11 protein-coding genes are annotated in these 12582 nt (G+C 65.7%); 7 read left to right on the forward strand and 4 right to left on the reverse strand.

The window, feature by feature from the left end:
• Nucleotides 1–92 precede the first annotated feature (92 nt).
• Nucleotides 93–1799, reverse strand: a complete 1707-nt coding sequence (gene recN, locus M1D44_RS02155) for a DNA repair protein RecN (RefSeq protein ID WP_024974822.1) — start codon at nucleotides 1797–1799, stop codon at nucleotides 93–95.
• Between the two features lie 145 nt (nucleotides 1800–1944).
• Nucleotides 1945–2889, reverse strand: a complete 945-nt coding sequence (locus tag M1D44_RS02160) for an NAD kinase (RefSeq protein ID WP_024974823.1) — start codon at nucleotides 2887–2889, stop codon at nucleotides 1945–1947.
• A gap of 111 nt (nucleotides 2890–3000) precedes the next feature.
• On the opposite strand from M1D44_RS02160, the gene hrcA reads away from it, so the two are divergent.
• Nucleotides 3001–4059, forward strand: coding sequence for a heat-inducible transcriptional repressor HrcA (gene hrcA, locus M1D44_RS02165; RefSeq protein ID WP_024974824.1), 1059 nt, complete (start codon nucleotides 3001–3003; stop codon nucleotides 4057–4059).
• 41 nt (nucleotides 4060–4100) lie between these two features.
• On the opposite strand, the gene M1D44_RS02170 is transcribed toward hrcA, so the two are convergent.
• Together M1D44_RS02170 and hutC are read right to left on the reverse strand one after the other, a co-directional pair.
• Nucleotides 4101–4448 carry a carboxymuconolactone decarboxylase family protein gene (locus M1D44_RS02170; protein ID WP_316853057.1) on the reverse strand — a complete coding sequence of 116 codons (348 nt, stop codon included), beginning with the start codon at nucleotides 4446–4448 and terminating at the stop codon, nucleotides 4101–4103.
• 132 nt (nucleotides 4449–4580) lie between these two features.
• Nucleotides 4581–5294: a histidine utilization repressor gene (gene hutC / locus M1D44_RS02175; RefSeq protein ID WP_024974826.1), complete on the reverse strand. Its 714-nt coding sequence runs from the start codon at nucleotides 5292–5294 to the stop codon at nucleotides 4581–4583.
• A gap of 154 nt (nucleotides 5295–5448) precedes the next feature.
• On the opposite strand from hutC, the gene hutU reads away from it, so the two are divergent.
• From hutU to M1D44_RS02205, 6 genes are read left to right on the forward strand one after another with little or no spacing between them, the layout of a single operon-like run.
• Nucleotides 5449–7218, forward strand: coding sequence for a urocanate hydratase (gene hutU, locus M1D44_RS02180; RefSeq protein WP_316853058.1), 1770 nt, complete (start codon nucleotides 5449–5451; stop codon nucleotides 7216–7218).
• A gap of 26 nt (nucleotides 7219–7244) precedes the next feature.
• Entirely contained in the window at nucleotides 7245–8801 is a 1557-nt protein-coding gene (hutH, locus tag M1D44_RS02185) for a histidine ammonia-lyase (RefSeq protein ID WP_024974828.1), read from the forward strand.
• Between the two features lie 2 nt (nucleotides 8802–8803).
• Nucleotides 8804–9781 (forward strand): formimidoylglutamase, encoded by a 978-nt coding sequence (gene hutG, locus M1D44_RS02190; protein WP_024974829.1) that lies wholly within the window; start codon nucleotides 8804–8806, stop codon nucleotides 9779–9781.
• Complete coding sequence (gene hutI / locus M1D44_RS02195) at nucleotides 9774–11009, forward strand: imidazolonepropionase (protein WP_024974830.1); 1236 nt, start codon at nucleotides 9774–9776, stop codon at nucleotides 11007–11009. The genes hutG and hutI overlap by 8 nt, the downstream gene beginning before the upstream one ends.
• A 57-nt stretch (nucleotides 11010–11066) precedes the next feature.
• Nucleotides 11067–12182: a ferrochelatase gene (hemH, locus tag M1D44_RS02200; RefSeq protein ID WP_439004489.1), complete on the forward strand. Its 1116-nt coding sequence runs from the start codon at nucleotides 11067–11069 to the stop codon at nucleotides 12180–12182.
• A complete protein-coding gene (locus M1D44_RS02205) occupies nucleotides 12179–12577 on the forward strand; it encodes an RNA-binding S4 domain-containing protein (RefSeq protein ID WP_024974832.1) in 399 nt (132 codons plus the stop codon). The genes hemH and M1D44_RS02205 overlap by 4 nt, the downstream gene beginning before the upstream one ends.
• The last annotated feature ends 5 nt before the right edge of the window (nucleotides 12578–12582 follow it).

The raw sequence follows: 12582 nt of genomic DNA on the forward strand, positions 1-12582 counted from the left end.
AAGTTCTCCTTGGATTCGGTAGAGGATGTTTGTCGCGTCTGCAGCCGGAACATTCGTGCCAACCCTGGCAGCAATGGTTCCGGTATAGGCGATCACTGTGCCGCGCGGCGGGATTTCCGCGCCGTAGATTCCGGTGCCAATTGCGCACGGCCCGCGGCGAGCATCTCGTCTGCGTGGCGGCGCGTGGTCTCGGTCAGCGATGCGCCGCCCAGCATGCGGGCAATCTCATCCACGCGGCCCGTGGCGTCCAGCACCACGAGGTCGGACCGCGTGCTGCCTGCCACCGTCTGCTTGGCGACCTGGATGTGGTGATTGGCGAGCGCGGCCACTTGGGGCAGGTGCGTGACGCACAACACCTGGCGGCGCATGCCGAGTTCGCGCAGGCGCCGGCCCACGACTTCTGCCACCGCACCACCAATGCCGGAATCCACTTCGTCGAAGATCAGCGTGGGGGTCGGGCTCGCTTCGCTGGCAATTACCGAGATGGCCAGGCTGATCCGCGCGAGCTCGCCGCCCGAGGCGACTTTCGCCAAAGGCCGCGGCGACACGCCCGCATGCCCCGCGACGAGGAATTCGACCTGCTCCAGCCCCGCCGCGCCGCCGTGTTCCAGCGCGTGCAGTGCGATGTCGAAGCGCCCACCGGCCATCGAGAGGCCTTGCATGGCGCCGGTCACTGCGTCAGCCAGCTCGCGCGCGGCCTTGGCGCGGTCGCGCGACAGCGATTGCGCGACCGTCATATACGCGGCGTGGGTTTGCGCTTCCTGGGCTTGCAGCGCATCGAGATCGGATGCAGCTTGCAGCGCGGCGAGTTGCGCCTGACGTTCAGCCAGTTCAGCCGGCAGCGTTTCGGGAGCGACCCGGTATTTGCGCGCCATGGTGTGCAGCGCCTGCATGCGCGCGTCGACTTCTGCCAGGCGGTCCGGGTCCAGCTCTGCTCGATCGGCATAGCGAGCGAGCGTGTGCACGGCTTCCTGGATTTGCACCTCGGCCGGTTCCAGCGCGGCCAGCACATCAGCCAGCGCGGGGTCGATCTCGGCCAGTTCACGCAGCGTATGGAGCGTCGCGCCCAGTTGCGTGAGCACCGCGCCTTCCGACTCGGACAAACCATCCAGCGCCTCGCGCGTGCCTTCGATCAGGCTGGCAGCGTGCGACAGGCGGTGGTGCTCGGCCTGCACGTCTTCCCACTCGCCCGGCTGGGGACCAAGCTTCTGCAATTCGTTGACCTGCCATTCAATGCGCTCGCGTTCGAGCTGGACTTCGCGCGACTGCTGCTCGGCAGCTTCGCGTGCGCGCACCACGGCGTGCCATTCCCGGTAGTGTTCGCCGACCACGCGCACAGCACCTTCCAGGCCCGCGTGGGCGTCGAGCAGGCTGCGCTGCGCATCCGCCTTGAGCAGCAGTTGATGCGCGTGCTGGCCGTGGATGTCGACCAGTTGCTCGCCCACTTCGCGCAGTTGCGCCAGCGTGACAGCCGCGCCGTTGATGAAGGCTTTGCTGCGGCCTGCGGCATCGACCGTACGGCGGAGCAGGATCACGCCCTCGTCGTCGTGCAGTTCATGCGCCTCCAGCCATGCGGCCACATGCGGATGCACGTCGAACTCGGCGGTGATGTCGGCGCGCGGCGCGCCTTCTCGCACGACGGCCGCATCGGCGCGCTCACCCAGCGTGAGTGCAAGTGCATCGATCAGGATGGATTTGCCCGCGCCGGTCTCGCCCGTAAACACGGTAAAACCGTCGGCCAGATCGAGATCCAGCGCGTGAACGATGACGAAATCGCGGATGGTGAGGCTGCGCAGCATGGAAGCGGTGGGCGTGGAGTTTTAGAACCTGCTCATGATTCGTAGCGAGCGGCTCGAGGTTGAAGCGAGAAGCGCAGCCGTACATGCGTACGGCGAGCATCGCAGGTTCAAGATCGGGCCGCGCAGTAGGATCATGGGCAGGTTCTTAGAGCCGGTTGTCTTCGGTCGGATACTCGTGCCAGTGCAGCTTCTTGCGCAGCGTGGCGTAGTAGTTGTAACCGATCGGGTGCAGCAGCCGCACCGTGCGCTCCGAGCGGCGCACCACGATGCGGTCGCCGGGCAGCAAGGACGTGAGCGACTGCATGTCGAAGTTGACGCTGGCATCGCGCCCGCTGGTGACCTGGATGACCACCTCCGCGTCTTGCGGAATGACGATCGGGCGGTTCGACAGCGAGTGCGGTGCGATCGGCACCAGCACCAGACCCGAGAGCGCCGGATGCAGGATCGGCCCGCCCGCAGACAGTGCATACGCCGTCGAGCCCGTGGGCGTGGAAACGATCAGGCCGTCCGAACGCTGGTTGTACATGAAGAAGCCGTCGACCGACACGGCCAGCTCCACCATGCCCGAGGTGCCCGAGCGGTTGACCACCACGTCGTTGAAGGCGAGGGCGGAGAAGATGACTTCGTCGTCGCGCACGACCTGGGCCTGCAGCAGCGTGCGGGTTTCGGCCTCGTAGCGGCCCGATAACATGTCGGGCAGCACGGTGTGCACGTCGTCGAACGGGATGTCGGTCATGAAGCCGAGCCGCCCGTGGTTGACGCCAATCACGGGGACGCTGGCACCGGCCAGGTGGCGCCCGATGCCGAGCAGCGTGCCGTCGCCGCCGAGCACGACGGCCACATCGGCGTGGCGTGCCATCTCTTCGGGCGGCAGGGCAGGGTAATCCTGGACGCCGATGTTGAGCGCCGTGTCTCGCTCGAACACAATGTCATGCCCGCGCCCGGCAATGCACGACGCCAGTTCCATGAGGGGACCGGCAATGTTGGCGGCCGAATACCGGCCGACCAGCGCAACGGTCTTGAAAGGCGAAACAGGCGAAGGCGAGGCGGCGGGAGCTTGCGGGGCCACGGCGGACGGGGGAATCGACATGCGCGCATTACACCATATCGATATGGCCGTCGCCACGTCGGCGCGTGTTTAGTGGAGAAACGCCGACATCACCCGTAGATTGGCGCCGATTTTGCGTAAAATTGAAGAATCATGGACAAGCGCGCAACCATCCTCCTCAAGACCCTGATCGAACGGTATATCGCCGAGGGCCAGCCCGTGGGCTCGCGCACCTTGTCGAAGTATTCGGGGCTCGATCTTTCGCCGGCCACCATCCGCAATGTGATGTCCGACCTGGAGGAGATGGGTTTCATCGCCAGCCCGCACACCTCGGCCGGGCGCGTGCCGACGCCGCGTGGCTATCGCCTCTTTGTCGATACGATGCTGACGGCCAGCCCGCTGGATGTGCTGAGCACGCACGACCGCATGGCGCAGCAGATGGTCGGCGCGATTGCAGAGCAGGTGCGCACGCAGATGGCGTCGCATGGCTCGGAATCGTCGCAGCGGGTGATTGCGGCGGCGGCGCAAACCTTGTCCAACCTCTCGCAGTTTGCCGGCATCGTGATGACGCCGCGACGCACGCATGCGTTCCGGCAGATCGAATTCCTGAGGCTGTCGGAGTCCCGCATCCTGCTGATCGTCGTCACGCCCGAAGGCGACGTCCAGAACCGCATCATCCATACCGATACGCCCTACACCCCGTCGCAATTGGTCGAAGCCGCCAATTACATCAACGCGCATTACGGCGGCCAAACGTTCGATGCGGTGCGCGAAAGCCTGCGCGGCGAGTTGTCTGCGCTGCAGGCCGACATGACCGCGCTGATGCAGGCGGCCGTGGAGGCGGGCAGCAGTGCCGTGTCGGAGGAAGAACCGGTCGTCATCTCGGGCGAGCGCAAGCTGCTGGAGGTGGAAGACCTGTCCTCGTCCATGGACAAGCTGCGCCGGCTCTTTGCTGTGTTCGAGCAGAAGACCGGATTGCTGCAGTTGCTGGACGTATCCAGCCGCGCCGAGGGCGTGCAGATCTTCATTGGCGGCGAGAGCAGTCTCGTGCCGCACGAAGACATGGCGGTCATCACCGCGCCGTACGAGGTGGACGGCAAGATCGTCGGCACACTGGGCGTGATCGGGCCGATGCGCATGGCGTATGAGCGCGTGATCCCTATCGTGGATATCACGGCCAAGCTGCTGTCCAGCACACTCAGCCAGTATTGAGGCAGCGTAGCCTGCAGCGGGCGAAGCGGCCCGCCAATGTCTCAGGCCGAGAATTGCTCAAACGCCGCCAGCGCATGCGTGGCGTACATCATCGAAGGGCCGCCGCCCATATAGACGGCTGTTCCCAGTACCTCTTCCAGTTCGGCACGGGTTATGCCGAGCTTGACCAGCGCCTGGACATGGAAGCCGATGCAGTCGTCGCAGCGGCTGGCGATGGCTATTCCCAGCGCCACCAGTTCTCGCGTCTTCTTGCTCAGTGCGCCATCTTTTGTGCCGGCTGCCGCCAGTTGGCTGAATGCCGTCATCAACTCCGGCTGCGATTCGCGCAAGCTGCGCATGTGCGCAGACACATCTTTGACCACGCTTTTGAATTCGGGCATGCCGCTCATGACAGTGCTCTCCTGGGCCGGGTGTGGAGTGAGGTAGCGGGCTGGGCATATCGGCATAAGCCGCCGCGCATCCTTTCGATGCATTCTCGTCCGCGCCCAGGGGCAAGGTCATGATGTAGCGCAACGACGCGCTCAGAAACTGCCCGTGAATTGATACCGCCCACCCGGGTGCCACATGGTCGCCAGCGATGCGACCTGGCCTTGCGATAGCGTCTTGCGCCGTAGCATCAGACACGGTTCGCGCACATCCATCTGGAGCATTTCGGCGATCTCGCGCGGAGGCAGGCGGGCTTCGATGCCGTAATCCACGCCCTGCAACGGGGCGGCACGCATGAGGTAGGCGTTTGGCGTGGTCTGCGTGAAATCCTGCTGCATATAGTCGGGGGCCAGCTCGGCATTCACCCAGCGGTCTTCCACCTGGATCGGCAGGTCATTCTCGAAGTGCACGATCAGCGAATGGAACAGGGCACGCCCCACCGGCACGCCGAATGATGCGGCCATCGCATCGTTGGCGCGTGCACGTTCGAGCTTGTGCAGTTCCGCACGGTGCCTGTGGCCGCGTGCGGCAATTTCCTCAGCGATATTGCGGATGGCCACCAGCGTTGCCTGGTACTTCTGCTGCGCGACGAACGTTCCCAACCCCTGCACCCGCGTGAGGATCTGCTCGGCGGTCAGCTCGCGCAGCGCGCGGTTGACCGTCATGCGCGACACGCCAAAGGTCTGCGCGAGCGTGGTTTCCCCCGGAATCATTTCGCCTTCTTGCCACTCGCCGCTGCGGATGCGCATGAGGATGTCTTCCTTGATGCGCTGGAAGGCGGGGGTGCTGGCGGACGGGTCGTGTGGCATGGACGTGGCTTGCGGTGCGGTTTGGGCGGCCGATGTGATGTGCGGATGGTGGTCATCATCAGGGTTTGCTCTTAGCTTGTAAAGTTTTCTTGCCTAAGTTGTATATACAACATAAGATGCGCTCCATGACAAAGGAGTTCGCAGGAGACCTCACATGAACGCCCCGACCAACGCTGCCCACCTGACCAACGACCCGCGCTACGACGCCTCGCGCGAAATCCGCGCCCCGCGCGGCACCGAGCTGCACTGCAAGAGCTGGCTGACCGAAGCCGCTTACCGCATGCTCCAGAACAACCTCGACCCGGACGTGGCCGAAAACCCCAAGCACCTCGTCGTCTACGGCGGCATTGGCCGCGCAGCGCGCGACTGGGCCTGCTTCGACAAGATCCTGGAAACGCTGCGCGAGCTGAACGATGACGAATCGCTGCTCGTGCAATCGGGCAAGCCGGTGGGCGTATTCAAGACCCACCCGGATGCGCCGCGTGTCCTGATCGCCAACTCCAACCTCGTGCCGAAGTGGGCGAACTGGGAACACTTCAACGAACTCGATCGCAAGGGCCTGTTCATGTACGGCCAGATGACCGCTGGCAGCTGGATCTACATCGGCAGCCAAGGCATCGTGCAAGGCACGTACGAGACGTTTGCCGAAGCCGGCCGCCAGCATTATTCGAACAGCCCCTCGCCCTTGTTGGCACAAGGGCGGTCCCCCGAGGGGACGAGCGGCAGCCTCGCCGGCCGCTGGATCCTGACCGCCGGCCTGGGCGGCATGGGCGGCGCGCAGCCGCTGGCCGCCACGCTGGCCGGTGCCGTGTCGCTGAACATCGAGTGCCAGCAATCGAGCATCGATTTCCGGCTGCGTACCCGCTACCTCGACAAGCAGGCCAAGGACATCGACGACGCATTCAATCTGATTCGCCACCATTGCGAGCGCGGCGAGGCCGTGTCCATCGGCCTGCTCGGCAATGCGGCGGAAATCCTGCCGGAGCTGGTCAAGCGTGCCCGCGCTGGCGGCCTGAAGCCGGATCTGGTGACCGACCAGACCTCGGCGCATGATCTGGTCAACGGCTACCTGCCGGTTGGCTGGACGGTCGAGCAATGGCGTGCTGCGCAACGCGATCCGTCGCAGCACGCCCGCCTGACCGACGAGGCCGCGAAGTCGTGCGCCGTACACGTGCAAGCCATGCTCGACTTCCAGGCCATGGGTATTCCGACCGTCGACTACGGCAACAACATCCGCCAGGTCGCGTTCGACCAGGGCGTAAAGAACGCCTTCGACTTCCCGGGTTTCGTGCCGGCCTACATCCGTCCGCTGTTCTGCGAGGGCAAGGGCCCGTTCCGCTGGGTGGCACTGTCGGGTGATCCGGAAGACATCTACAAGACCGACGCGAAGATCAAGGAACTCTTCCCGCACAACACGCACGTGCACCGTTGGCTCGATATGGCGCGGGATCGCATCGCCTTCCAGGGCCTGCCCGCACGCATCTGCTGGCTGGGCCTGGGTGAGCGTCACTTGGCCGGTCTGGCCTTCAACGAGATGGTCAAGAACGGCGAGCTGAAGGCACCGATCGTGATCGGCCGCGATCACCTCGACACCGGCTCTGTCGCCAGCCCCAACCGCGAAACCGAAGCCATGCGCGACGGCACCGACGCCGTGTCGGACTGGCCGCTGCTCAACGCGCTGCTCAACACAGCCGGCGGTGCGACGTGGGTGTCGCTGCACCACGGCGGCGGCGTCGGCATGGGCTATTCGCAACACTCGGGCGTGGTGATCGTCGCCGACGGGACGGACGCTGCGGCAAAGCGCCTGGGCCGTGTGCTCGTCAACGATTCGGGCTCCGGCGTCATGCGCCATGCAGATGCCGGCTACGAAACCGCCATTGCCTGCGCCAAGCGCAACGGTTTGAACCTGCCGATGATCGGCTAAGTTAAAGACATCCTGCTCGTATTGCTATGAACACCATGACCACGCCCCCCATCCTCACACTGCAACCGGGCGAAATGTCCTTTGCAGATCTGCGCCGTGTATGGCTCGCCCCCACGCCTGTCGCCCTGTCCGGCGACTGTGCGGCCGCGATCGAAGCATCCGCTGCCACCGTGCAGGCGATTGTCGCCAAGGGCGCGCCTGCCTATGGCATCAACACCGGATTCGGCCTGCTGGCCAAAACGCAGATCGCTACGCACGAGTTGGAGCGCCTGCAACGCAACCTGATCCTGTCGCACGCAGTCGGCACCGGCGCAGACCTGAGCGACAGCGTGGCGCGCCTCGTGTTGCTGATGAAAGCGGCCAGCCTCGCACGTGGATATTCGGGCGTGCGCCGGGTCGTGATCGACACGCTGCTGGCGCTGCTGAACGCCGGCATCGTGCCGTGCATCCCGTCCAAGGGTTCGGTGGGCGCGTCGGGCGATCTGGCACCGCTGGCGCACATGACGCTGGCGCTGCTGGGCGAGGGCGACGTGCGGGTGAATGGTGTGCGCACGCCGGCACGGGCGGCACTGGCTGCGGCCGGGATCGAGCCGATTGCGCTGGCCGCCAAGGAAGGCCTGGCGCTCATCAACGGCACGCAGGTGTCGACCGCGCTGGCGCTCAACGGCCTGTTCCTGGCCGAGCGTCTGCTCCAGGCGGCCACCGTGTCTGGTGCCTTGTCGGTGGATGCCGCCAAGGGCAGCGATGCGCCGTTCGACCCGCGCGTGCACGCCGTGCGTGGCCAGCCTGGGCAAATTGCCACCGCCGCGGTGTACCGCAACCTGCTGGCCGGCAGCGCCATCCGCCAGTCGCACCTCGTGGGCGATAAGCGCGTGCAAGATCCGTACAGCCTGCGCTGCCAGCCGCAAGTCATGGGCGCGTGTTTCGACCTGATCCGTCAGGCCGGCGCCACCCTACTCACCGAAGCCAATGCGGTGACCGACAACCCGCTGGTCTACGCTGACGCCGGTGAAGTGATTTCGGGCGGTAATTTCCATGCCGAGCCGGTGGCGTTTGCTGCCGACATGCTCGCGCTGGCGATTGCCGAGATTGGCGCGCTGTCCGAGCGCCGCATCGCGTTGCTGATCGACTCCACGCTGTCGGGCCTGCCGCCGTTCCTGGTCGAGCAGCCGGGCCTGAACTCGGGCTTCATGATCGCGCACGTCACTGCGGCCGCGCTGGCATCGGAAAACAAGACGTTCGCCCACCCGGCCAGCGTCGACAGCCTGCCGACCTCCGCCAACCAGGAAGACCACGTCAGCATGGCGACCTTTGCCGGCCGCCGTCTGCAGGACATGGCAGAGAACACGGCCACCATCGTCGGCATCGAAGCGCTGGCGGCAGCGCAGGGCATCGACTTCCACAAGCCGCTGGCGACGTCCGACACGCTGCAGAAGGCGCATGGCTGCATCCGCGCGCGTGTGGCGTATTACGGTGAAGATCGCCTGTTCGCCCCCGACATCGAAGGCGCCCGCCGCCTCGTGCTCGACGGCGATCTGGGCGATTCGTGCCGCACGCATATCAGCGAACTTTCGCTCGGTTGATCATGCTCGCCCAAGCTGAATCGAACGTCTGGCAGGGCCGCGTCGACGCGGAGGAGGGCCCGCTAGGCTTGCGTTGGCACCAGACCGTGCGCCGCATCGATGCATCCACGCCACTGGCCAATACCGTCGCCCTGGCGGGCTTCGCCTGCGACGCGGGTGTCGCGCGCAACCACGGGCGAACCGGTGCACAGGCGGGCCCCGCAGCCATCCGCAAGATGCTCGCGAACTTGCCCGCGCGTGCCGGGCGGGTTGTCGTCGATGCGGGCGACGTGACCTGCCAGGGCGATGCGCTGGAAGATGCGCAGAGTGTGTTGTCCGGTGTGCTGCATGATCTGCTCGACCGCGGTGCGTTCCCGATCGCGCTCGGCGGCGGGCATGAGATTGCATGGGCATCGTTTGGCGGCTTGGCGCGGCATCTGGCAGCGAAATCCGATCAGCCTCCGCGCATCGGCATCCTCAATCTGGATGCACATTTCGATTTGCGTGCGGGCGAGCGCGGCAGCTCGGGCACGCCGTTCCGCCAGATCGCCGAAGACTGCGCGCGGCGCGGCTGGCCGTTCCACTACGCCTGCCTGGGCGTGAGCACCTACGCCAACACCGAAGCGCTGTTCGCGCGTGCGCGGCAGCTCGGCGTGCGCTGGATGCACGACGATGAGATGGACGTCATGCAGCTCGCCCACGTGCTGAAGGTGGTCGAGGTGTTCTTGAGCCAGGTCGACCATGTCTATCTGACGATGTGCCTGGACGTGCTGCCGGCCGCTGTTGCCCCCGGCGTGAGCGCGCCATCCGCGCGCGGCGTGGGGATGGACGTGATCGAGCCCATCGTCGATCGCGTCGTCAGCTCGGGGAAGCTAAGGCTGGCGGATGTGGCGGAGCTGAACCCGTCGCTCGACATTGACAATCACACGGCACGTGTCGCTGCCCGCCTGGTTGCGCGGGTGGCAGACGGCATTGGCCTGCAAGGAACTGCTCATGGCTGATCCGGCCAACCCGCACTGGGATGCGCTCTGGACCAACGTCCACCTCGCCACGCTCACGGCCGACGCTGACGGCTACGGCGAGATCCGCGACGGTGCCATCGCCGTCAAGGACGGCCGCATTGCGTGGCTAGGCTACCGCGCCGATCTGCCCGCCAATGCCCGCGCCATGCGCGAGCACGACGGCGGCGGCGCGTGGCTCACGCCCGGCTTGATCGATTGCCACACGCATCTGGTCTATGCTGGCAACCGCAGCAATGAATTTGAAGCGCGCCTGAACGGCGTGCCGTACGAAGAGATCGCGCGGGCGGGCGGGGGCATCCTCTCCACCGTCCGCGCCACGCGTGCGGCCAGTGAGGCGGCGCTTGCAGAAGCGAGCCTGCCACGCCTGAACGCACTGCGCGCCGAAGGCGTTACCACCGTCGAAATCAAATCCGGCTATGGCTTGAATCTGGAAACCGAGCGCCGCATGCTGCGTGTTGCCCGCCGCTTCGGCCAGTCGTTGCCGGTGCGCGTGCGCACGACGTTCCTCGGCGCGCACGCCGTGCCGCCGGAATTTGCTGGCCGTGCGGATGACTACATCGACCACCTCTGCGCCGATGTGCTGCCCGCTCTCGCTGCAGAGGGTCTGGTCGATGCCGTTGACGCCTTTTGCGAAACCATCGGCTTCACGCCTGCACAAACGGCACGCATGTTCGATGCCGCGCAGCGGCTGGGTCTGCCGGTCAAGCTGCACGCCGAGCAGCTCTCCGATCAGGGCGGCGCGGCATTGGTCGCGCGCTACGGCGGCCTTTCTGCGGATCACCTCGAATGTCTGACCGAGGCCGGCATCGCAGCCATGGCACGGGCCGGCACGGTGGCCGTGCTGCTGCCCGGCGCGTTTTACTGCCTGCGCGAAACGCGCCTGCCGCCGATGGCCGCGCTGCGTGCCGCCGGTGTACCGATGGCCGTGTCGACCGACTGCAACCCCGGCACGTCGCCGCTGTCGTCGCTGCTGCTGGCGATGAACATGGCGTGCACGCTGTTCCGTCTGACGCCACTGGAAGCACTGACCGGCGCCACGCGTCACGCCGCCGCTGCGCTGGGTCTGTCCGGCACGTGTGGTGTGCTTGCCCCGGGCTGCGCGGCAGATTTCGCGCTCTGGCGCATCGACCGGCCTGCCGATCTGGCCTATGCGATGGGGCTCAACCCATGTACCAGTGTGGTCAAGGATGGCGTGGTGGTGGCGTAAGGCACACCCGATGACTCGGCTCGTATAATCGGCCGGGTCTATCGCGAACCCGCGCCCATGCCTTTCTTGCCCGAACCCCTGTTCCAGCACGGTCAGCCCGATCGCACGGCGATCCTGCTCGTCAACCTCGGCACGCCCGACGGCACGTCGCCGCGCGAGGTGGGCCGCTATCTGCGTCAGTTCCTGTCCGACCCACGCGTGGTGGAGATTCCGCGCGCTGCGTGGTGGTTCATCCTCAACGTGCTGATCGTGCCGTTGCGTTCGCGGGCGTCGGCGCACAAGTACGAGAGCATCTGGCTGCGCGAGGCCAACAAGACGGGCTCGCCGCTGCTGGTCTATAGCGAGCGGCAGGCGCACGCGCTGCAGCAACTGCTGAACGCCCAGGGCCACGATGTGGTGGTCGCCTGCGCGATGCGTTACGGCAATCCGTCGATCCCGTCGGTCATGCAGGCGCTGCGCAAGCAGGGCGTCGAGCGCATCCTCGTGTTCCCGATGTATCCGCAGTATTCCGGCACGACCACTGCCACGGCCTTCGACGAGGTCTTCCGAGTCCTGGGCGAAATGCGCAATCAGCCAGAGTTGCGACTGGTCAAGCGTTTTCACGATGACCCCGCTTACATCAATGCGCTGCACCAGCAGGTGGGGGCGTATTGGGCACAGCATGGCGCGCCTGATTTTGCGCATGGCGACAAACTGGTGCTGTCGTTCCATGGCGTGCCGCGGCGTACGCTGGAGTTGGGGGACCCCTACCATTGCGAATGCCTGAAGACAGGCCGCTTGCTGGGCGAAGCGCTCGGCCTGCAGCCGGGGCAGTACCTGGTCACGTTCCAGTCACGCTTTGGCCGCGCCGAATGGCTACAGCCGTACACCGCGCCCACTCTGGAAGAGCTTGGCCGCGTTGGCACCCACCGCGTCGACGTGTTCTGCCCAGGCTTCCCGGCCGATTGCCTGGAGACGCTGGAAGAAATCGCCATGGAGGGGCAGTCGACCTTCCGTGTCGCCGGCGGCAAGGAATTCCATTACATCCCGTGCCTGAACGACAGCGAAGCGTGGATCGCCGGCATTGCGGACATCGCGCTGGCGCACCTCCAGGGCTGGCCGCTCACGCTCACGCATCCGCATGTGCTGGAAGCCAGCCGCACACGTGCGCAGAGCAAGGGGGCCGCCGCATGAAGGTGAGCACCGACGCGGCCGATCGCGTGCGCATCGACAAATGGCTCTGGGCGGCGCGCTTCTTTAAGACACGGTCGCAGGCGACGGATGCGGTGGAAAGGGGGCGCGTGCAGATCAACGACCAGCCGGTTCGCCCCGCCAAGGATGTCAAAATTGGCGACCGCGTGCGAGTGCACGCGCATGAACAACAGTGGGAAGTAGAGGTGCTGGCACTGGCCGAAGTACGCGGCCCAGCTTCCGTTGCACAAACGCTCTATGCCGAGACGGACACCAGTCGCTTAAAACGCGAAGAGAACGCCGACAAACGCCGGCTGTATCGAGAACCCGCCACACAAATTGCTGGCCGGCCGACCAAGCGAGACCGGCGACGCATCGACAAACTGGGCGGAGAATGACGCAT

The sequence above is a fragment of the Ralstonia sp. SA306 genome (genome assembly GCF_054792405.1).